This is a genomic window from Microbacterium sp. ARD31, from assembly GCF_031844425.1.
This window is the reverse complement of record NZ_JAUZVE010000084.1, coordinates 1-21327: the sequence shown is the minus strand read 5'-3', so window position 1 is coordinate 21327 and position 21327 is coordinate 1. Positions and strand designations below refer to the sequence as shown.

Sequence of the window (21327 nt, the reverse complement as noted above, 5' to 3'; positions counted from 1 at the left end):
GACGGATGATCCAGTCCTGCACCGTGCGCAGGTACGCGGACCGCTCCAGTTCGGTCGTGAGCCGCTGCCCCTCCGGCGTCAGGTAGCTGCCGTCGGATTGCCAGCCGGGCTTGCCGTCCGCAACGGGCGCACCCTCGCCCGGCTTCTTGTAATTCACGGTCCACATGTAGACCTCGCCCAGGCCCGTGGAGACCGGCCCCATCTGCGGCTCGGCTCCGGGTGGCAGATCGCTCTTCACCTGGTTGAGGCGCTCAGCGACCTGCTGGCGGGCAAAGTAGATGTCGAGTTTTTCCGCGAAGACGGCCGTGACTTGCGAGAAGCCGTTGCGCGACATCGAGCGCGTGTACTCAAGCCCCTTGATGCCGGCGAGCGCCGTCTCGACCGGGTAGGTGACCTGCTTCTCGATATCGACCGGCGAGTAGGACGGTGCGACCGTGTTGATTTGGACCTGATTGTTGGTGATGTCCGGCACCGCGTCGATGGGCAGCTTGGTCAGTGAGAAGACGCCAAAGCCCGCGGCCAGCAGTGACAGGAGCACCACGAGCCAGCGCTGGTGGACAGAGAAGTCGAGGATGCGACTGATCATGATCGGAGTTCCGTTCAGTCGTGGTGCTCGGCTTCGCCCTTGCCGAGCTCAGCCTTGAGGAGGAACGTGTTGCCGACGGCGATCTCATCGCCCGGTGCCAAGCCGGAGACGATTTCGACGGATGCATCATCTGCCTTGCCGGTCTTGACATCACGGCGCTCGAAGCCCTCGGGCGTGCGCACAAAGGCGACCTTCTCGCCGCCTATGGTCTGCAGTGCATCCCGCGGCACCAGAACCTTCACTGCATCCTGCCCGACCTGGATCTCCGTCGTGACGAAGGTGCCCGGCCGCCAGCTGAAATCCTGGTTCGGCAGAGCGGCGATCACGCGGGCCGAGCGCGTCTCGGCGTTCAGGAGTGGGCTGACGAAGATGATCTTGCCCTTCGCCCGCTGGCCCGCATCCTCGTCCCGGGCGGCAATCAGAACCTCCGCTCCCTCTTTGACCTTGGCGAGATCCGTCGTGGGTACGGCGAGCTCGACCCAGACGGTCGAGAGGTCGGCAACCATGTAGAGGTCGGCCGGGTCGCCCTCCTTGCCGACGGCCGTACCGACATCGACCTTGCGCTCGACTACGCGCCCGGTCAGCGGCGAGCGCAACTCGTACCGGCGCAGGCTCGACTGGTTCGGCGTGGTCTCGTCCTTCTTGGCCGCCGTCACCACCTCGTCCGCATTGAGGCCAAGGGCCGAGAGCTTCTGCCGGGCTAGGTTCAGGCGCAGTTGCGTCTCGGAATAGGTCGCACGCGCCTGAAGGAAGGTGGCCTCCGACGAGATCCGCTTGTCCCAGAGCGCCTGCTGGCGGTCGTAGTTGGTCTTCTGCAACTCGGTGTTAACTGAGGCGGTCAGGTACTCGCTCTTGGCCTCCGCCACCTCGCGGCTGTCGAGGACGGCGACGACCTCGCCCTTCTTCACGGGATCGCCGAGGCGCTTGAGCATCTCGGCCACGGTGCCGACAACCCGGGCCGGCACGCGCGCTATCCGGTCGGTATCCGGCGTGATCGTGCCGGGGGCCACCAAGTGCCGGGAGAGTGTGCCGCCCTGAACTGGTGCGGTCGTGATCTCCTGCTCAGCGGCCTGCTCCGCCAGCATCTTGATCAGGCCCTCGGCGGCATGCTCCGCCGGGTTCTCGCTTGCGGGTTTGTTCGCTTCGGCCTTCGGTGGCTCCGCCTGGCTTTCCGGCGCAGCCTCCGTCTTCATCAGGCCCGTCGCCGCCAAAGCGCCCTGGATGACCTGAGACACGCGCGGCACGGCGCCGCCGATCGCGACACCGACCGCAAGAACAACCAGAATGAGAAAGGCACGCATGACGCTGACCTCGACTGGGCCTTTGGCCGCCGGCTGCGCAAAAGAGCGCGGCCGATCGACACCAAGTCCCACATGACCCAACACTCAACACCGGGAGAAGGCGCGAGCGGCGACGACCCACCTCAGCGGCGGTACAGGGTCAGGCCTGGGGCGGTCTGCGAAGGGGTGAGGCAGAGCGCGAGGTGAGTGGCTCGACCGTGACGGGATAGGTAATCCTGTCAGCCATCCGGGCCGGCTCGAACGTGACCGACTCCGCCCGCATCACCTGATGACAACCGCAGTGGACGTGGAGCAAGGTGCCCCAATCTGCCGGCTCGCCTGAATCCACTTCGCCTGGAGCAGAAGGTGACGAGAGAGCTGGCAGGACATCGCTCTGGGTGTGGTTCGCGAACGCGGAAGACGTCGGGGCCACGACGGAGAATGCGAGCGCGAGGGCGACCAGGCATGCAGCTGCAGCGCGCGAAATACGCGCCAATCCGCTCGTCCACCGATGTTGCACATCGTCCACCACAGTCCTCATCTACGATCAACCGCAATCAAGCACAAGGTGTGGCTCTTCGGGCAGACTAAAGCCCTCTCTTCGAGTGTGTAGGGCGGTGACAAAACCATCCACTGGAGCGTCGGCTTTGTGCTGATGCGGGCGGTGTAAAAGCCGGCCAGTGGAGAGGCTTCTCTTTCGAGAGGAGCCGAGGATGTTCGTCGTGGAAGTCTACGCAGCCGTTCGGCAGTTCGTGTTCATCGAGGGCCAGTCCCGGCGTGAGGCAGCCCGGGTATTTGGGCTCAATCGCGAGACGATTGCCAAGATGTGCCGGTTCTCGCTGCCGCCGGGCTACACGCGCTCGAAGCCGATCGAGAAGCCGAAGCTGGGGCCGCTGCTGCCGGTGATCGATGCGATCCTGGAGGCGGACCGGATCGCACCCGTCAAGCAGCGTCACACGGCCAAGCGGATTTTCGAGCGTCTGCGCGACGAGCACGGCTATGGCGGCGGCTACACGGTGGTGAAGGACCACGTCCGGATCGCACGCGCGAGCGGGAGGGAGACCTTCGTGCCGTTGGCGCACCCACCCGGCCACGCGCAGGTCGACTTCGGCGAAGCGATCGCCACCATCGGCGGCGTGCGCCGGAAGATCCACTTCTTCTGCATGGACCTGCCGCATTCCGACGCCTGCTTCGTGAAGGCGTATCCGCGGGAGACCACCGAGGCGTTCCTCGACGGGCACGTCGCCGCCTTCGATTTCTTCGCCGGCGTGCCGCTGTCGATTCTCTACGACAACACCAGGATCGCGGTGGCCAAGATCTGCGGCGGAGGCCAGCGCGAACGTACCCGTGCCTTCACCGAGCTGGTTAGCCACTACCTGTTCCGAGATCGCTTCGGACGTCCCGGCAGGGGCAACGACAAGGGCAAGGTCGAGGGGCTGGTCAAGTTCGCCCGGTCCCACTTCATGACCCCGGCTCCGGAGGCGGCCTCGTTCGAGGCGCTGAACGCTGACCTGGAGCGCCGCTGCCGAGCTCGGCAGAACGAGTGCGCCGGGCGGCATCCCGAGAGCATCGGAACGCGGCTCATGGCCGATCGAGTGGTTCTGCGAGCCCTGCCGGCGGTCCCGCTGGAGCCGTGCGAGAAGCGGGGTGGGCGGGTCTCCTCGACCGCGCTGGTGCGCTATCGCGGCAACGACTACTCGGTGCCGACCGCCTACGGCTTCCGGGACGTGCTGGTGAAGGGCTTCGTCGAGGAGGTCGTGATCCTGTGTGCGGGGGTCGAGATCGCCCGGCATGAGCGCAGCTACGGCACCGGCGTGTTCGTGTCCGACCCGCTGCATTACCTCGCGCTGATCGAGATCAAACCGAACGCTCTCGACCAAGCCGCGGCACTCCAGGGCTGGGATCTGCCCGAGGCGTTCCAGCACCTGCGCCACCTTCTGGAGGCGCGCATGGGCAACCGCGGCAAGCGCGAGTTCATCCAGGTGCTGCGCCTGATGGAGGCGATGCCGAAGGACCTCGTGGCCTGGGCCGTCACCGAGGCGATCCGGCTCGGGGCGATTGGCTTCGATGCGGTCAAGTTGATCGCGCTGGCCCGTCTCGAACGGCGGCCGCCTCGGCTCGACTTGTCGGCCTACCCGCATCTGCCCCGGCCTGCGGTGCGCGCGACGATGGCCGCCGACTACACGGTGCTGGTGCCGGAGGTGGCGGCATGAGCGTGAGCGGCGATGAGACGACACCGGGCGTCCTGCTCGCCCATCACCTCAAGCAGTTGAAGTTGCCGACGGTCCTGCGCGAGTACGACAAGGTCGCCCGGGACTGCGCCCGGAGCGGCCTCGACCACCCCCGCTATCTGCTGCGGCTGGTTGAGCTGGAACTGATCGACCGCGAACGGCGCATGGTCGAGCGCCGGATCCGGGCGGCACGCTTCCCGGCGGTGAAGAGCCTCGACACCTTCGACTTCGCCGCCATCCCGAGCCTGAACAAGATGCTCGTGCTGGAGCTGGCGCGCTGCGGCTACGTCCTCGGTCGGGAGAACGTCATCGCGCTCGGCAACTCCGGCACCGGCAAGACGCACATCGCCCTGGCTCTCGGCCTGGCAGCTTGCCAGAAGGGCTTCTCGGTCGCGTTCACCACCGCGGCCTCTCTGGTCAACCAGCTCCTGGAGGCACGCGACGAGCGCCGCCTGCTCCGGCTTCAGAGGGAGCTGGCCGCGGTGAAGTTGCTGATTGTCGATGAACTCGGCTACGTGCCGCTGTCGCCGACGGGGGCCGAGCTTTTGTTCGAGGTCCTGTCCCAGCGCTACGAGCGCGGCTCGACGGTGGTGACCTCGAACCTTCCGTTCGAGGACTGGACCTCGGTCCTGGGCTCGGAGCGGCTGACCGGTGCGCTGCTGGATCGGCTGACCCATCACGTCAGCATCCTGAGCCTGAACGGAGACAGCTACCGCCTCAGATCCTCCCGCAGCCGGCGGGGCCGCACAGATGGCAGGGCGGAGCAAAACCAGGCCACCCTTGATGACCCTGATCCCGCGACGGGCGAGATCCGGCCAGCCTGAGCCTCACGATCCGCGACAAACGATGAAGAGGCCCGATCGGGCCCCTTCATCGTTCAGGCTGTCCGCAGTCCGTGGCCTGGTTTTACTCCGCCACGGCGGCCTAAAATTGGTCCGCCCTTTACAAAGGCGGCAAACAGCCCGTCCTGATAGCGCTCGGCCTGGCCCACACCGAAGCGGGCCGCGCTTTCCACGTAGGCATAGGCTATGTCGTCATCCGCCTGCGGTGAGGTGCGGAAGATCATTTGGCCTGCACGGCCGCCAGCCGATCGCGGCCGAGCTGACGAATTTCATCTGGGGTTCGGGTACTAATGCCGCTCGCCAGTCCTTCATCGACCAGCCGTTGCAGTTCGGCGATTTTGGCCAATCGGTCCTGATCGCGGCGGATCAGGTCGCGCACATAGTCGCTCGCATTCGCATAGCGGCCGGTGCCGGCCTGGGCCTCGACCCAATCCTTCATCGGATCAGGGAGCGATACGTTCATGGTCGCCATGGTAGGCACCTCCTACCCCCTATCATGGCAAGGATTGGCAAACTTCGTCAAAAGATGTCTGCAATTTTACGCTCACGTTTTCGCGCGACCCGGCCTTAATCAGCGCAAGGGGTTAGCCGCTCCATGAAAAGCCGCGCAAAAACGGTCCTTTTCGAGCGGGCAGGATGCCGTGACGGGCGGGAGAAAGGTGGACCTTTTTCCCCTCTAAATGCTGCCAGTTTGTCGGTATGGCGTATTGGTGGTATGGCAGTTTGGTGGCATCACCTGCTGGTAGTATGGCGGTTTGATATTGTGGCCATGCCCCATGTTGCGGTTTGCCGGTTTGCCGCCATGGCAGCTTGGCTATTAACCGGCGGAGAGAAGGCGTTAAACAATCCTACCCGCCGTACTTTTTCAGGATGATCTCCAACCCTTCGCGCATCAGGACCTGCTTCTCTTTGCGGGTCTCGAACGCGACGACTCTCAACCGCTCCCATATATCTTCGGGCACATGGCACCCAACGTAGTGCATGCCGTCACGGACGCGGGGTTTCCTGGGCGCCGCCTGGGGCTCGGCCGGAGCGGCTAAAGCCGGGGATTGAACCGATGCGGGGGCCTCGGGCAGCGTCTCCACCTTAGCGTCGAGCCGCCTGCTGAGACTGCGCCCAATGTCACTCTCTCTCATTCGCCCCATGGATCATCCCGTGACTTGTCGGTTGTGTGGTTTGTTAGTTTGCTGGTTTAGCAGTTTGGTAAGCCAGCCGTAAAGAGCTCGGATTTCGTCCGCGGCAACGCTTTTGGGGTCAACCTCAAGGGCGGTCTTGGACGCATCCTGGCTCTCGCCGTAGATGATCCTGGAGTGGATTACCTGAGGCGCGACCTCTATCCCACGCTGGGCGAGGACGGAGCGGGTTTCTTCGGCGACCGTTTTCCGGCGGCTTGGAGCTTCGTCATTGAAGACGACGAACGTGGGCTTCTCCTGAGCCGACGCCTTGTCGATTGAGCGCAGGACCGCTGCAATATCGCTCGTCTGGATGCGTGTCGGGACTAGGACGAGATCGGCGGCCCCGATTGCCATGCGGTCGGCCTCGCCGGTCGTGGGTGGAGTGTCGATTAGGACGAGATCATAGGCTCCACGCATGGACTCCAGAAGCTTGCTCAGGCGCGCTGGCTGGCTGGAGATCACATCCGGCGGATCATCGCCGCGTTCGTCCGCCCATTCGGCGACGGTTGCCTGAGGGTCCAGGTCCACGATCGCGACGCGCTTGCTGTCCTGGATCGCGGCCACTGCCAAGTGTGTGGTGAGGGTCGATTTCCCGCAACCTCCCTTACGCGCAGCCATCGCCACAATTTTCATCCCCGACTCTCCCAAGTATGGCTGCCAACTACTTGATCAGGATGTCGGTATGACGTCAAACAGATATCATGCCAAACATGTTTGTCGGTTTGGTACTGGAGTGCCCACATATCATTGGGTTGCTAGCGCTACAGGCATCCTTCCGCCAGAAATCAAAGGCGCCGAAGCCGTGTAGCTCTATCCACTCCCCCTCCACGAGGGTCTCGAAGATGCGGTCAAGGTTTGCTCACACCAGCACCTCGACCTCACGCTCGTGAGGGGGCTGGCTCTGCTGCGCGATGCGGATGACAAGCTCAGATCGGATCATGCTGGCATAGGAGCGGCGCCTGAGGGCCGCAGCAAGATCGAGCGCTGACGATCTCCTCGGCGTTGACTTAACCGTGCCACCCGGTCGACATGCCATGTCCGGCTGGCGCGCGCCTCACGCGAGTCGCCGGGACCATCAGGAGACCACGCCGCCGCAAGTCGACCCCTGAAAAGCCAACGGCCCCCCAGTCGCCAAACTGGAGGGCCGTCGAAATCACAAAGGGCCTGTGAGGGCCGAGTAGCTTCCCCTCACAAGCCATGAGACGCCCCGTGGCGTCAAGCGGGAACGCCAATTCCCGCGACGATGAGGCTTTGCCTTGTGGACCGGACGCCCCTGCGGCGGCCCGGAACGACCTGTTGCGGCCCTTTCACAGGGCCGAGGACCATGTTTGCAGACGAGATCCGCCGCGCGATCGAGGCGGCCGACCGAATCACCCTGCCGCAGGTCACGGCAGCGCTGTGGCGCGCCTACGGGGATGGGAAGGTCTCGGAGGCCGAGGCAGAAGCCCTGTCCGCACTGATTGGGGTGCGCAGTCCTACAAATGCTGGCTTGCGAGCTAGACAGAGCTCGAACCCAACGGGAACCGTAGTTTTAGAGGTGACATCGCCTCAGGAACGCCGGAGTGAGGCCAGGAAGGCCGTCGGCTCGCGCCCGCGCACGGGTGCCTCGCTGGAGCGTCGCCGCCGCTGGGCCGCCTCGGGGCGGCTCCCACCGGGGTTAGCGGCCCGGTTCACGCTAGCCGAGCAAGCAGTCCTCGCCCTCGTGGCCGCCGAGACCGTCCGTCGAAAGGATTGTCGCCTAGCAGTGGGTCACCTCGCGGCGATCGTCGGCGTGGCTGAGACCACGGTGCGCAACGCCATCCGCGAGGCCGTGAAGCTCGGGCTTCTCACGGTCGAGGAGCGCCGGGTCACGGGCTTCCGCAACGACACGAACATCGTCCGGATCGTCTCGCCTGAGTGGACCGCTTGGCTCCGGCTGGCGCGGAAGCCGGTCGTTGACCCCTTCGGTTCTGGGGACAGGCGTCCCTCATCGGCTCAAGGGGGAGGGTGCAAATCCGCGCAGCGCACGCCTACTGAGATACTCGTTCTGTCAGAATCGAGGAAAACGGCACCGTCGAAGAGCTGCCGGAGGGCAGCGGGCGACCTCGACCGATCAGACCGCACGAGAATCCGAGTGGTTGGTCGCACGGACCGAGCTATGCCATGAGGGTATGCAGGCGGCCGATCTATCGAACGGACGACGCTCGGATGATGATGCGCGATTCGACGTGGCTCTGCCGATGAATACGCAAGCGGCGGAGCCGCCAGAGCCCCCTGACGATGGTCCGGGTGAGTCCGAGCCCATGCTCTCCGAGCTGATCCGGAGACATCTCGGGTCCCTGCTAGCGGCCGTCTACGCGCAGGATCAGGCCGGGCGGAGCACCGCGGACCAGTTCACTGATCTCCTGGTCAAGCTCGATGCGGCCCTTGGCGACGCGCGCAGCGGCGATGACGCCGCGTTTCAGGGGCTGCTCATGGCGGTCATCCCAGCCCTACGCCGGTTCGCCCTGTCGCTGGCACGCGACGCAACCGCGGTCGACGATCTGGTGCAGGAGACCCTATTGCGGGCCTGGCGGAACCGGGCGCGCTTCGAGCCCGGCACGAACTTCAAGGCCTGGACCTTCACCATCCTGCGCAATCAGTATTACACCGACTGCCGCAAACACCGTGAGGTCCAGGACGATGCGGGGACCCACGCCGCGCGCCTGGTCTCCCCACCCGATCAGACCGGGCGCCTCGACCTCCAGGACCTGCAAGCCGGTCTCGACCGGGCTGCCGCGATCACGCCTCGGATTAGGGCGGCTCAGGCGGTAAGCGAGCTGCGTGGCCAGCGTGCGCGCGCCGAGCCCGGAGCGCGGGTCAGGCGGTGTCCGTAGACGTCGACCAAGCGCCACACCGGCACAATCAGGCACTCCACTCTGGGCTGGTGTGGCGCCGATTGATCAGATTGACTGCGCCGCACGAGCCAATCCCTTGACTCCTCGAGTCGAACTATTAGATTTACGCTCAGTGATAGACAGCGAGGCTTCCCCGCAGGGGTCGCTATCACATGCCCGCCCGCGCTGGCCGGAATACCACGGTAAGGGGCACTCGCACCGCCTTCAGGCGATAATCAAGGCTCCGGATAGGGGCCTTTTTTATGACTTGGGCACCCTCTCCTGCTTGAAATGGCACTGTCGTAGGAACCTCTTCACGTGCTCGCGCCGCTTGTGGTGGGCTGCCACGTACTCCTTATCGTAGGCTGACTTGACGACAAACTCGACGTTCACGCCTGCCGTCTTGGAGGGCATAAGCTCGTAGTAGACGTGGTATTTCACCCCATCTGTCGTGGGGTCTCCGGCGATGGTAAGGTGATTCCTCTGGTTCCTATCCTTAGACTCGAAGGTGAGGCCATTGTTCAAAAGAAACTGAGTACATAGCGTGTGAAGCGAGAGACACGCTTTGTACCTTATTGGGCAAAAAACCCGGGATTTACCACCCTCATCGAGGAACACTGCCTCGACAGTAGGGCTCCTGTCGTGAGCTTGGCTGTAGGCGTGCGAATGAAAAGACACGCGCACTATAAGATCTTGTCCCGGTGCAATTTGATCCGCGAGCGTGACCTTGAACGGCTGAAGATGATGAAGCTTGTGGGTGGTGCCGTTCGAAAGGATCGGCTGGTGAGTAACAGGAAAGGTCAAGTCGATACCGCAGGTGGGTGTATCCGTCTGCGTATGGGGCACTCACTCGCGTGGCAAGCACATGTCTCACCGCTCGATACCGTGCCCGCGCCCGCGACCGTGTTCCGGATCGGGGCGGCCGAGACGGCGCGCGAGCTGTACGACCAGGCTGCGGACAGCCGGGGCCGGCGCACGGCTCAGCCGGCGCCCGTAGGCGTCGACCAGCCGCCAGGCCGGCACGATCATGTGTTCGACCCCGAGCCACGCCGCCGCCTCGCGCAGAGCCCGCGCCGCGCGCACCGCCCGGCCGACATCGATCCCCGGGGCGACGCGCTCGGGCAGCCTGAGTAGCCCATCGCGTACGAACGCGACCCGATCGGCCGCGTAGTCGATCACGTTGGCCTTCTCGTGGTAGCTCCGCGCCTCCCGGAACAGCCGCTCCAGGACCATCGTGTCGGTGGCCGGCATCCGCGGATCCGCCTGGCGCTGACGGCACAGGGCGTCGAGCCGGTCGCGCTCGACCACAACCCGGGCCTCGTGCCGGTGCCGGGTCAGCCCGACGTAGATTTCGCGCGCGTCGGTGCTGGACCCGAGATACATCACCGCTGCGGAACATGTCCGACCCTGGGCCGCGTAAGTTGTTCCGGCGTAGGCGTGGACAACCTTTGGATGGACGGGTCGGCGGCCGAACCGCGGGACCCGCCGCAGTTCGTCCCATGCCACCTCGATGACCCTGTCGTCCTCCAGCGCCAGGCGCAGGCGCGCACCGCCGTCCGGTTCCGCGACGATGGCCTCGACCCGGGCGCGGGAGCCGTTGCGGAGCTTGAGATGGGAGAGGCTCTCGCCGAACCGGAGGTGATCGCCGACCGCGAGCGCGAGCGGCACGATCTGGTCTTCGCGGTCGCGCGCCGGCGGGGTGATCAGGTCGGGTCCGAGCTGGCCCTCGGCCCTAAGCATCGCCCGCGCCCGAGCGTTCAGCGCCGCCGCGTCGGCGTTGCGTCGGGTGACGATGAGCACATCGCCCCCGTGGCGGGCGCGCTGCTCGGTCCACGCTGTGATCACCCGCCCGCGCGCAGCCTCGATCCCTGAGACCAGCTCGACCTGATGCTCGGCCGCGTAGGCGCGCAGGCCCGCCTCGGCGTCGCCGCGCGCCATCACCACCGAGGCGGCGCGTTGCCAGTCCACCGTCTGCCGGCGGACCTCGCCGAGCGCGGCCGAGCGCCCGACCACCTCGGCCACAGCCCGCAGCGCGCTCGCACCCGCGACCGAGGCCAACTGCCGGCGATCGCCGATCAGCACCACCTTCGCTCCCGCGATCTGCGCGGCGCTCAGCACCGCCTCCAGGTCACGGCTGCCGACCATACCCGCCTCGTCGACCAGCACCAGTGTGTCGCGGTCGAGCGCGGCAACGTCGGCGTGGCGCTCGGCCTCCGACCGCGTCGCCCGGGCGCGGTCGTGGCGCCAGCGCGCGATCGCCTGTGCCGGGATCCCGGTGGAGCGGGCGAGTTCATCTGCCGCGACCCAGGATGGCGCCAGGCCTATAACCCGTAACCCAGAGTTATGCGCGGCGGCGACAAGGACCGCGGCCGTGGTGGTCTTGCCGGTGCCGGCACCGGCCTGGAGCAGTGCCACCCCATCCGGGCCGGCGGCGTGGCCAACGGCGTCGGCTTGCTCCGGGCTGAGGCGGTCGTCCTGGGCCAGGGCCGTCGCCACCGCCTCGGGGGTGATCCAGGTTCGCTCCAGGAGTCGGTCGGCGGCGCGCAGCATCGCTGCCTCGCTCGCGGCGATGCCCGGGCTCGTCCAGCACGCGTTGGCGCCCGGCACCATCTCGGCGGCCGCCAGCGGCAGCAGCGTGCCGTCCCGCTCCAGGCTGGCGAGCTCCGCCTCGACCACTCCGACCCCAAGGCCCTGCACCCCCGCGATCTCCAGGGCGCGCTGGAGCAGATCCTTGCGCGTCACGACGCTCTCGTGCCGGAACAGGGCCGAGGCGGCGCGCGCCACCGGGCCGTCGCCGGGGATCTCGGGCGGGTCGAACGGGGCGTCGCGTTCCGCCTCACGCGCGGCGGCTCTCGCGAGAGCGGGGTCGAGCTCGGGATGGCGCGCAGCCACCCAGAGATCGAGCGCGCAGACGGCGAGCTCCTCGCGCCACCGTGCCTCCAGCTCGGGACCGGTCGGCAGCTCGTGCTTGCCGCGGCGCGTGGCGAGCGCGGCGATCTCGCGCTGGGCGCTGGTGGCGCCGGCCCCGGCGTAGTCCAGGATCTGCTCGGAGCGTTTGGAGAAGGCCGCCAGCACCGCCTCGGGCGGGCCGGCGACCTCCCACTGCCCGCGCCCGGCCTCTCGGTAGCGTAGGCCGAAGCGGCGATGCAGGTCCTCGGCCAGGGCAGCGCGATACGCGGCACCCACACAGATCTGGTACGAATAGAGTTGCTCAACCTCGATAGTCAAGTGTGTCTGAGATTTGTACCGACCGGCGCCGGTATTTTTCGGCGCTCCAGCGACATTTATGAAAACACAGTGCGTGTGAATATTTGGATCACCTTCACGGGTGGTGTAATGATCGAAGCGGCCGATGATCAAATCGCTCGGCCGATGCCGTTCGACGCCGCCCGCACCGGTTCGGACGGTGATCAGCCCCTCCGCCGCTACGAAGGCGAGCGCCCGCTCGACCGCGGCACGATGCGCCGCCTCGATTGCCGCGCGCTGCTCGGGCGTGCCCGCCATCCACAGAACTGAGACTGATTTCCCAGGTGTCAGGGTGCAGTCCTGACCGGCCCAGTGGCCCGCGCCGGCGCCGCGGACCAGCGCTTTGCCGGTTGCCGGGTGATACCCGGCGCACAGGTCGCGGAACGAGGCCGCGTCGATCGCCGCGCCATGGCGCACGACCGTCCCGCCGGAGCTCCACCACACCCCATCGCCGTCCTTGGCGTAGTACTCGTCGCGCCGGTCCGGGCGCGCCTCGCGCTGGCTATCGTTGGTATAGTACAGCCCGGCTGCTGGGCCGGCCCCGAGCCGGTGCAGCGAGGCGGTCACGCCACCGGGGCTCCGGTGCCATCGTCGTCGGTCGCTCGAAAGCGGCAGACCTTGGTGAGATCAATGCCCCCTGACGGCGCCCCGAGTTCACCGACGGCCTGGGCCATGTCGAGCAGGGCGGCGTCGATCTGTTCGGCACGCTCGATCAACACGCGGTGGCGGATCGCGACTTCCAGATGTTGAGCGACGCATTCGGCCGCCAGGCTCTCGGCGGACCAGCCACGCTCGGTTGCGGCGGCGCTCAGGCGCAGGGCGAGGGGAGCCGCCAGGGTGACGGTGAGCTTGACCTCGTCGGACATCGGCGTACCTGCTGCGCGGGGAGCGGGCTAAGACGCTGACAGGTTCCGGGCACCTCGGCGAGGCGCACGAGCCTCCATGGTTAACGCGGTATCACTTCAGTGCGTGTGGTGTGATACCCCTTCATCATGGCAGATTAACGGTACTTCCACTGGCAGGCGCTGGCACCGCTGGTAGGCGATGGCAGAAAGGATCCGCTTAACCGGACGCCGGGTAAGCCAACGGCATGCCCCTCGATCCCAAGCGCCTCCTGCGCGACGCCAAGAAGGCCCAGACCACCCGACCCGCCACCATGGTCGGCCGCGAGACCACCGGCGTCACCCGCGCCGTCCGGGCTGCGTTGCCGACCATCCGCAGGTTGCGCGTGGCCGGCGTGAGCTGGGCGGCGATCGCGCAGGCCATGGCCGAGCAGGGGGTGCGCCAGAAAGGCGACGTGCCGCTCACCGCCACGCGCCTCACCGCCATCGTCGGCCAAGTCGAGGCTCAGGACCGCCGCCGCGACGCGGCCGCCGCCGTCCGGAATCGGCCAGACCTCGTCGGCGCCGAACCCGTGTCCCCCGTTCGACCGGAGCCGGCACCCGAGCCGCCGCGCGGACCGGCACCCGCCGATCCGCCCACCCATCCGACCGCCGAAGCCATCCGGCGCGCCGGGCTGGCCGAACTCAACCGGATCCTGAAGAAGGTCTAGTCCCATGCCCCGCATCCTCCTCGTGGCCCAAGACAAGGGCGGCGCCGGCAAGACGCTGCTCGTTCGCGGGCTGGCCGAATGTCTGCCGAGCGCCCGTCTGATCGAGATCGAGTCGGACCACCGCCTCGTCGAGCTCGACGACCGGCTCGCCTTCTTCACGGTTCGCGCCGCCCGCCAGGAGGTCGAGCGCAGCGGCGGTCAAGCCGCGCGGGCTGAGTTCGACGCTCCCCTCAATGCCATCGCGGCGGCCACCGGCCCGACCATCGTCGACATCGGCGCCAACGCGGCCGCCTCGTTCCTGCCGCTGATCCGTGCTGCGAGCGCCCGCTATGCCCGGCGCGAGATCAGCTTCGCGCTCCTCGTCGCGGTGACCAGCGCCTCGGGGGCGCTGGCCAGCGCGCCGGTGCTGATCGAACTCGCCCGACCCTTCACCGCGGCGCTGTTCGCCGTGGCCAACGAGGTCGAGAACCCGCTCGATCTCAAGGCGCTCAAGGGCACGTTCGGCAAGGATGTCGGCATCTCGCGCCTGGCCAAGCTCAGCCTGGATCAGCGTGCCAACGAACTTCTGGAGAAGGGCGGCCTCCGCTTCATCGGCGCCGATCTCGCCGCGGCGGAGCCGGCGCTCAGCGAGCGCTTCGGCTTCAGCGAGGCCGGCCGCATCCTGGAGGACCTGACCGGGTTCCGGGCCGGAGTGATGGAGGCGGTGGCCCCCGCCGCGCGCTGGCTGGAGGGCTGAGGCCGTGGCACGCGGCCCAGTCGTCGACAGGCAGGTAGCGCAAGCCCGGCGCGATGCCGACGCGCGCGCCGCCCACAATCGCGCGGCGAGTGCGGCGCGGCTGGCGACGCTGCTGCGCCTGCCGCCGACGGAGCGCTTCGCACACCTCGACGACGCGGACCTGAGACCCGAGCATCGTACCGTCCTGCGGCGCTCGCTGCGCCCGCATCTGCCCCGATCCCGCTCGCGCCTGCCACGGCTCTGGCCACGTCGCGCGCGCCTGCGCGTCTGGACATCGAGGTTGATGACGTCTCTGCTCGCTTTCGAGATCAGCGTGCCGGCCGCGCTGGCGCTCGCCTGGGCGATCATGGCTTGGCACAACACCGCGCACTGGATGGTTCTCACGCGTGCGGTGCAGTTCGACGTCGGGCGGGCCAACGGCGCGAGCGAGTCGTACACAGCCGGACCCGGCAAGACGATCGTGCGCTACGGCTGGGACGGCGTCCCGCGCACGACGCTCGACCTCCGCGATGGGACACGGGTAGCCGTCGTGCTCTCGTCCGCCGATCTGCGGCCTCTGCCCTGAGCCGCGATCATCCCGTCGGGCCGACCGGTGGTACCGGATCGAGGAGACCCGTGAAGCGCGGGTCGTCGAACGCGCGCGTTTTGGCGAGCTTGAGCGGATCGGTGGTGTAGCGCGGCATGTTGAGGAAGACGATCGCACGGTTCTGGGTCAGGGCCGGGATCCCTGTCGCGGGAACGAGCGGCGCGGCGACGGCGCTGCGGCTCTTCGTGGTCTGCCCGGTCTTCGGATCGCGCGTCTCGGTCTCATCCACGCCCGTGTAGGTTCCGAGCGCGTCCGACAGGCGCCGGCACCCTTCGACGTCGTCGCGCGAGATGTTGAAGTACTGGATCACCTCGGCGGTGTTTCGAAGGATGGCCGCGCCGTCCTGTCCGTAGGTCCGGGTGAGTTGCGCCTCGCTCTGCCAGAACGTCCACAGCGACACGCCGTAGCCGGGCAGCTCGCCCGCGCCGGATAGGATGCTGTCGAAGGCGCCGAGTACGAACGCCTCGTCGACGATCACGAGCAGTCTCTCGGCCACGCGCTGGGCGCGGACCGCGCCGAACAGGTCGGCGAGCAGCCAGCGCACGTAGGGTGCGATGATGGTGCGACGGTCGTCGGCGGGCAGCACGACGAACAGGTCGGTTTCTCCCGCACACAGGTCCGCGAGATCGAAGGTGTGGTTTTGCGCCACAGCCTGCATCACCGGATCGAGCGCCCATGAGAAGGCTTGCGCCGCGGTCGAGAGGATGTTGGAGCGGCTGCGCTCGTCGCCGGTAAGGATCGCGCGCACGTCGGCGGCGACCGCGTCCTGTTCCCGCTCCAGCTCGTGCAGCAGGCGCTCGGGATCGCGCACCAGGGCGGCGGCGGCGATGGCGTCGTGGTGGCCGTCGCGGATCGCCATGCGCAGGGCGGCCACGATCACCACCGAGGCGCGGTCACGGAAGAACGCACCCCCCTCGCTGGTGTGATCAGTGGGCGGCATCAGGGCCTGGGCCATGGACTGGAGGTAGAGGATGTCGCCCGCCTGCCTGTGCAGCAGCGGGTTCCACCTGTCCGCGCCCCCGGCCAGGTTGAGAGGATCGAGGCAGCGCACGCTGCGCCCAAGGGCGGTCCTGCGCCGCGCCGCCGCGCGGTAAGCGTCGCCTTTGGGATCGACGACAACCGCCGGACCGCTCCAGGCGGTATGGTCGGGGATGGCGAGGTTGGGCAGGACCAAGCCCGAGGTCTTGCCACGCCGTGGCGGGGCGATGGTGATCAAGTTGCCCTCGACCTCGACCCGCACTGGATGGCGGGTAGCGGGATCAAGGCCGATCTCCAGACCTGTGCGCATCCGAGCACGCGCGCGCGGGGTAGCCCAGTCGGCATCCCCGAAGCGCTTCGAGGCGTGGCGTAAGGGTTCGAGGCTTCGGCTGAACGCGATCACGGTGGCCACGAGGGATGTGGCGCCGATGATCGCGAAGCCCTCGGACGTACCCCGGTCAGCGAAGGCGGAGGACTGACCGAGCATCAGCTTGAGGGGGGTGAGCACGACCTGCACCAGCGCGTTGGAAACCATCTCGATCGCGGTTCGACCGCCCGGCTGGAACCAAGTGATCGCCGTCTCCTGGACGGCTGGCCACGTCCCAGGATCGAAGCCGTATCGGGCGAGGAAGGCGGCTGGGAAGCCCAGGACGAGACCGGCCACGCAGGTGAGAACGACGGCGGTAAAGCGGAGCCCAGACATCGCAGATCAGCGCCCCATCGGCAGTTTAATCACTGTATTCTCACCAGCATGCGACCAAAAACTTTATAGGCACGCAACTAGGAAATTCATGAAATTTGATACACTCGAAGGCGCTACGCCCTGAGTTCCGTACCTATTATTATTGCAATCATTCTATCAATTGATCCTCTGTTCGATAGGAATAGATTACATTCTCTTTCATTGATCGAGTCTTCCAATAATTGGCCTTGGACACGTCTCAAAATGAGTATCTCATTGGCGCTATTTTCATTGACAATAAGGTGAGCGATCACATCACGATCGGTTAAATGATACTGGGCTGCAAAATAATTATAAATTGCTTCAAGCGAAATGTTATTTGACACATGAAGCGATTTATACATGATCAGCCTAAAGTTCTGATTTGCCAGAAACTCGTGCGCTATCTGTAGATTTTGGCCTGGAGGATTGAGATGTGTGATCATTTCTATTAATATTCTCCAACAAGTAAGATGGATGTCATATCTTATAAAAAGAAACAAATTACGAAATGTATTTGCGAATGGTACGTTAAAAGATCCGATAAGATATGACAATTTTGGTGAATTTTCGGTACAACTGATCATGCTGATTAATAATGGTAACTATTACAGTTAATTTTGAGTGCCCTGACGAAGTTAAAGTATGTTTATTTAACATGATGCAAGCCGATCGACAGTTAAATTGAGAATATAAATGAGTTTATTTGCTATATAACACTGTCTAGAAACGGATTGCATCGCCCTGGACCAAAAGTTCATGACAGGTCGCATTTCCTCGTCGATCGTGACGAGGTATCAGCTCAGACCACCACGACAGTGGGCGTTGCGGGCTGGCGGTCCAGGGTCCGATAGACTGTCGGCCGCGAGATCGAGAACAGCTCGGCCAAGTCGCTGATCGCGTAGTCGCCGGTATCGTACATCCGGCGCAGTTCCCTCTGCTGCCGATCGGAGAGCTTGGGCTTCTTGCCCCGTAGTTTCCCCTTGGCGCGGGCCACCGCCATGCCCTCGCGCGTGCGCAGCCGGATCAGGTCGGCCTCGAACTCGGCAAACGTCGCCAGGATGTTGAAGAACAGCTTGCCCATCGGGTCGACCGGGTCGTGCACGCTGGCACCGAGTTGGAGCTTCACACCCCGGGCAGCGAGCGCGTCACCGATCGCACGCGCGTCCGGCACGGAGCGGGCGAGGCGGTCGAGTTTGGGCACCACCAGAGTATCGCCGCTCCGGACAGCGGCGAGCGCCTGATCCAGGCCGGGACGGGCTCGGTTCGTCCCGGTGAAGCCTTTGTCGGTGTAGATCCGCTCAGGAGTCACTCCAAGCTGGAGCAGCACCTGCCGCTGAGCGGCGAGGTCTTGTTTGTCGGTCGAGCAGCGGGCGTAGCCGATCAACACATGCGTCATGGATCGGATTGTAACGTACAGGGTCCCCTCATCGCAACTTTTATCGTACCATCCCATTGAGACGCGAACCGCAGAGGCGGATCGAGCCTCCGCGAGCGGATCGGCTCAGCGTCCGTTCATCGATCCCCTTGCGGACACGGCCGGGCGGCACGACGGGGCCAGAATGATCCAGCATCGCGAGGAGATGACGTCAGCCGCCGATCCTGGCGCGAGCCGGCGCTTTTGGCGTATGTTCACTCGCATGGCAGACAGTGGAGTCGTCCCATGAGAGCCAAAGTGATGCCCGACGGGCGCGTGAGCCTGCCGGCCGATCTCCGCAAGCGGCATGGCCTCAGTCACGGGGGTGAGGTCATCGTTGAGGACACAGGCGACGCCATCGTGCTTCGGACGCTCGATCAGGTCGTCGCTCGGGTACAGGCTCTGAGCCGCAGGCTGGTCAGCGACCAGACAGGCGCGTCCGTGGCGGACTTCCTCGCCGACCGAGCCCGTGAGGCCGAGGCCGAATGACAGGCTTCGTCCTCGACGCGTCCGCGCTGCTCGCCCTACTGCTAGCTGAGCCGGGAGCGGATCGGGTGAAAGCCGGGCTCGACGGGTCTGTCATGACGACCGTCAATCTGGCCGAAGTGGTCAGCCACTACGCCAAGCTCGGGGTTGCGCGCGCTGATATCGAGGTGCTGTTGCGTCCCTTGCCGATCCGATGGGCTGCCGTCGATGCCGCGCTGTCGTACGAGGCCGGCATGCTGCGTCCGCTCACGGTTGAGGGTGGTCTGTCGCTCGGGGATCGTTACTGTTTGGCCTTGGCCAAACGTGAAGGTCTGCCGGCGCTCACAGCCGAGCGGCGCTGGTCGATGATCGCTGACGAGGCTGGCGTGGTGGTCGAGATGATCCGCTGATACCCGTCCTGAAGTACCAGTTCGAGGGTTGAGACGCGGGCGTATCCGATGAGCATGTCGGGATCGTGCCAAACTGGCGCTTGCCCGGCAATAGAAAAGCCGACACGTTTCTCCGACAAAAACAGGGGCGATTTCGGCAACTCGGCGGCGGCTCCTCGCGAGCGTCGAGAAGACGATCAGGTACCTGACGTAGCGCAGCTATGGGTTGACGCAGACTTCGCTTTCGAGAGTAGACGGACTGGAGTGCGTCTCTCGCGGCGTAGAGATGCGCTTCCGAACAAGTGGATCGGGTGGACGCTGTGTGAAAACGAATCCCTATCATGGAACGGCAGAATAATCTTCTTCGTGACGCATATTTCAGTGGGTCAAATGGGAATTTGTACGCCAGTCAGATGCTTCGCGCAGCGTTTTTCAGACAGTCTGGGTGGAAAGCAGAACGGCTGCTCCAGATAACCGATGTTGATAAGCGGACGATCAGCGGTCGAGCTAACGCATTTCGGGAACAGATCGTTTGTCGACCGCTCAAACCATCGCACGGCGCTTCCTTGGTTTCCTAGCGCACGGCCATTGGGAACAGGCACTCGATCAAGGAGCAGGCGGCCGCTTGGCCCCGCACCGATGCCAATTGATCGAACTCCCCGGAACCAGCTCGCATCGCCGGCGCACCGATCTTCGAACCGAGTCGCTCGTAGCACTGCCTGGCCGTGTCCACGATATCCGGATTGAACTGCTCCATGGCACACTGTGCCTGCGCGCCGAAGCAGGCCGTGCATGCGCGGGAAGTCGACACACTCGATGGCCCCGGCCGGGTTGGGCGGGAGTACGAGGTAGATCAGAAGCAGACGGGCTGCCCGGCTCACCCTGGTCCGCCTGCCGGCCAGCGATGGTGCAAGTCGTCGATGACGAAGGCATGAGCATGTCGATGGCCGCCGGCATCGAGATGCGGATGGTCAGGCCCGAGGTCGCCATGGACATGCTCGACCACGTCCGGATCGATGGCCGGCCAGAGAAGGGCCGCCGCCACGATGGCCGCCAGGGTCAGAACGCCCAAGACCGCCAGCGTCACCGGCATGCCGGCCTTCGCGCCGAGCCAGCCGGCCAGCGGATAAGTCAGGAGCCAGGCCACGTGCGAGAGTGCGAACTGCGCGGCGAACACCGCAGGTCGGTCGCCGGCAGAGGCGGAGCGCCGGAGAAGGCGACCCGTGGGTGTCTGAGCGGCCGAGTAACCGACGCCGAGCACCAGCCAAGTGGCCAGCAGCATCAGCCAGCTGATCACGCCACCCCAGGTCGTGGCGGCGAAGGCGAGCAGCACTACTCCGAGCAGCGTTGCCGCCGGGATCATCACGGCGCGGTCTGGTAGGCGATCAAGAACCCGCGGCAGCAGAAGCGCAGCCAGCATCGAGCCGCCGCCGAACAGTCCGAGCGCCACGGCGACGTCGTTCTGGGGTCGGTGCAAGATAGCCTGTACGATCACCACGGTGTTGACGATAACCATGGAGCCAGCCGCCGACACTGCGAGGTTTAGGGCGAGTAGCCCGCGTAGACGCGGGGTGGCGAGATAGATGCGCAGGCCCCGCGTGAGGCGCTCGTAGATCCCGGCGCGGCGCTCGGGTGGTGTTGGGGACGGGAGCGACACCGAGACAACGAGAGCTGCCGAGCACAGGAACCCCACAACGGTCCCACCGAACAGCCAGTGAAAGTTGATGACCGTGAGTAGCACGGCCGCCAGTGTCGGGCTGAGCAGGTTCTCCAGGTCGTAGGCGAGCCGCGAGAGCGACAGCGCTCGGGTATAGTCGCGCTCCCCCGGGAGGATGTCCGGGATGGTCGCCTGGAAGGTCGGCGTGAAGGCCGCCGAGCACGATTGCAGCACGAAGACCAAGACGTAGACCTGCCAGACCTGGTCGACGAAGGGGAGGATCAGGGCGACGCCGGCGCGGACGAGGTCGGTCGCCACCAGGAAGGCGCGCCGCGGCAGCTGCCCCGTGAAGGCGTTGGCGACCGGCGCCACGAGCACGTAGGCCACCATCTTGATGGCGAGCGCAGTGCCGAGCACGGCGCCAGCCTCGGCGCCGGCCAGCCGATAAGCGAGCAGGCCGAGGGCCACGGTGAGCAGGCCGGTGCCGATCAGGGCGATGACCTGGGCGGCGAAGAGGTGCCGATAGGTCCGGTTCGCGAGGACGCTCAGCATCTCGGCCTCAGAGGTACTTCGCTAACGCCTTGAACTCTGCGAGCGCGGCCTTGGCCGAC

Annotated in this window: 19 protein-coding genes; 8 read left to right on the top strand and 11 right to left on the bottom strand. The window is 65.6% G+C overall.

Annotation, left to right across the window (positions count from 1 at the left end; genetic code table 11):
- Together Q9S36_RS49355 and Q9S36_RS49350 are read right to left on the bottom strand one after the other, a co-directional pair.
- The coding region (locus Q9S36_RS49355; RefSeq protein ID WP_311292067.1) for an efflux RND transporter permease subunit at nucleotides 1-586 on the bottom strand (586 nt) is incomplete at its 3' end.
- 14 nt (nucleotides 587-600) lie between these two features.
- On the bottom strand, nucleotides 601-1887 hold the full coding sequence (locus Q9S36_RS49350) for an efflux RND transporter periplasmic adaptor subunit (RefSeq protein ID WP_311292066.1): 1287 nt from the start codon (nucleotides 1885-1887) through the stop codon (nucleotides 601-603).
- A gap of 692 nt (nucleotides 1888-2579) precedes the next feature.
- Here Q9S36_RS49350 and istA point away from each other — a divergent pair.
- Both istA and istB read left to right on the top strand, forming a co-directional pair.
- Nucleotides 2580-4079 (top strand): IS21 family transposase, encoded by a 1500-nt coding sequence (gene istA, locus Q9S36_RS49345; protein ID WP_311292065.1) that lies wholly within the window; start codon nucleotides 2580-2582, stop codon nucleotides 4077-4079.
- On the top strand, nucleotides 4076-4921 hold the full coding sequence (istB, locus tag Q9S36_RS49340) for an IS21-like element ISMdi7 family helper ATPase IstB (RefSeq protein WP_311292064.1): 846 nt from the start codon (nucleotides 4076-4078) through the stop codon (nucleotides 4919-4921). The genes istA and istB overlap by 4 nt, the downstream gene beginning before the upstream one ends.
- 53 nt (nucleotides 4922-4974) lie before the next feature.
- On the opposite strand, the gene Q9S36_RS49335 is transcribed toward istB, so the two are convergent.
- From Q9S36_RS49335 to Q9S36_RS49325, 3 genes are all read right to left on the bottom strand, one after another.
- Nucleotides 4975-5163, bottom strand: coding sequence for a hypothetical protein (locus Q9S36_RS49335; protein WP_311292063.1), 189 nt, complete (start codon nucleotides 5161-5163; stop codon nucleotides 4975-4977).
- Entirely contained in the window at nucleotides 5160-5402 is a 243-nt protein-coding gene (locus Q9S36_RS49330; RefSeq protein WP_311292062.1) for a type II toxin-antitoxin system ParD family antitoxin, read from the bottom strand. Before Q9S36_RS49330 ends, Q9S36_RS49335 begins: the two co-directional genes overlap by 4 nt.
- 685 nt (nucleotides 5403-6087) lie before the next feature.
- Nucleotides 6088-6747, bottom strand: a complete 660-nt coding sequence (locus tag Q9S36_RS49325; protein ID WP_311292061.1) for a ParA family protein — start codon at nucleotides 6745-6747, stop codon at nucleotides 6088-6090.
- A gap of 1649 nt (nucleotides 6748-8396) precedes the next feature.
- Between Q9S36_RS49325 and Q9S36_RS49320 the strand changes: the two genes are divergently transcribed.
- Nucleotides 8397-8969, top strand: coding sequence for a sigma-70 family RNA polymerase sigma factor (locus Q9S36_RS49320; RefSeq protein ID WP_311292060.1), 573 nt, complete (start codon nucleotides 8397-8399; stop codon nucleotides 8967-8969).
- Between the two features lie 261 nt (nucleotides 8970-9230).
- On the opposite strand, the gene Q9S36_RS49315 is transcribed toward Q9S36_RS49320, so the two are convergent.
- The 3 genes from Q9S36_RS49315 to Q9S36_RS49305 form a co-directional block, all read right to left on the bottom strand.
- The gene (locus Q9S36_RS49315) at nucleotides 9231-9587 is read right to left on the bottom strand and encodes a hypothetical protein (RefSeq protein ID WP_311292059.1); all 357 of its coding nucleotides are present in this window, start codon (nucleotides 9585-9587) and stop codon (nucleotides 9231-9233) included.
- A gap of 252 nt (nucleotides 9588-9839) precedes the next feature.
- A complete protein-coding gene (gene mobF, locus Q9S36_RS49310) occupies nucleotides 9840-12782 on the bottom strand; it encodes a MobF family relaxase (RefSeq protein ID WP_311292058.1) in 2943 nt (980 codons plus the stop codon).
- A complete protein-coding gene (locus Q9S36_RS49305; protein ID WP_311292057.1) occupies nucleotides 12779-13081 on the bottom strand; it encodes a hypothetical protein in 303 nt (100 codons plus the stop codon). The genes mobF and Q9S36_RS49305 overlap by 4 nt, the downstream gene beginning before the upstream one ends.
- A 224-nt stretch (nucleotides 13082-13305) precedes the next feature.
- Between Q9S36_RS49305 and Q9S36_RS49300 the strand changes: the two genes are divergently transcribed.
- Genes Q9S36_RS49300 through Q9S36_RS49290 form a run of 3 tightly spaced genes read left to right on the top strand, consistent with a single transcriptional unit; the run spans nucleotide 13306 to nucleotide 15068 of the window.
- Nucleotides 13306-13767: a hypothetical protein gene (locus Q9S36_RS49300; RefSeq protein ID WP_311292056.1), complete on the top strand. Its 462-nt coding sequence runs from the start codon at nucleotides 13306-13308 to the stop codon at nucleotides 13765-13767.
- 4 nt (nucleotides 13768-13771) lie between these two features.
- Nucleotides 13772-14503: a hypothetical protein gene (locus Q9S36_RS49295; RefSeq protein WP_311292055.1), complete on the top strand. Its 732-nt coding sequence runs from the start codon at nucleotides 13772-13774 to the stop codon at nucleotides 14501-14503.
- Between the two features lie 4 nt (nucleotides 14504-14507).
- Nucleotides 14508-15068, top strand: coding sequence for a hypothetical protein (locus tag Q9S36_RS49290; protein ID WP_311292054.1), 561 nt, complete (start codon nucleotides 14508-14510; stop codon nucleotides 15066-15068).
- Between the two features lie 7 nt (nucleotides 15069-15075).
- On the opposite strand, the gene Q9S36_RS49285 is transcribed toward Q9S36_RS49290, so the two are convergent.
- Nucleotides 15076-16731: a type IV secretory system conjugative DNA transfer family protein gene (locus tag Q9S36_RS49285; protein ID WP_311292053.1), complete on the bottom strand. Its 1656-nt coding sequence runs from the start codon at nucleotides 16729-16731 to the stop codon at nucleotides 15076-15078.
- An 859-nt stretch (nucleotides 16732-17590) separates the two neighbouring features.
- Nucleotides 17591-18187 carry a recombinase family protein gene (locus Q9S36_RS49280; RefSeq protein WP_311292052.1) on the bottom strand — a complete coding sequence of 199 codons (597 nt, stop codon included), beginning with the start codon at nucleotides 18185-18187 and terminating at the stop codon, nucleotides 17591-17593.
- Between the two features lie 264 nt (nucleotides 18188-18451).
- On the opposite strand from Q9S36_RS49280, the gene Q9S36_RS49275 reads away from it, so the two are divergent.
- Together Q9S36_RS49275 and Q9S36_RS49270 are read left to right on the top strand one after the other, a co-directional pair.
- Nucleotides 18452-18694 (top strand): AbrB/MazE/SpoVT family DNA-binding domain-containing protein, encoded by a 243-nt coding sequence (locus Q9S36_RS49275; RefSeq protein ID WP_311292051.1) that lies wholly within the window; start codon nucleotides 18452-18454, stop codon nucleotides 18692-18694.
- Nucleotides 18691-19080: a type II toxin-antitoxin system VapC family toxin gene (locus Q9S36_RS49270; RefSeq protein ID WP_311292050.1), complete on the top strand. Its 390-nt coding sequence runs from the start codon at nucleotides 18691-18693 to the stop codon at nucleotides 19078-19080. The genes Q9S36_RS49275 and Q9S36_RS49270 overlap by 4 nt, the downstream gene beginning before the upstream one ends.
- Nucleotides 19081-19936: 856 nt before the next feature.
- On the opposite strand, the gene Q9S36_RS49265 is transcribed toward Q9S36_RS49270, so the two are convergent.
- Nucleotides 19937-21268, bottom strand: a complete 1332-nt coding sequence (locus Q9S36_RS49265) for an MFS transporter (protein WP_311292049.1) — start codon at nucleotides 21266-21268, stop codon at nucleotides 19937-19939.
- Nucleotides 21269-21327 lie beyond the last annotated feature (59 nt).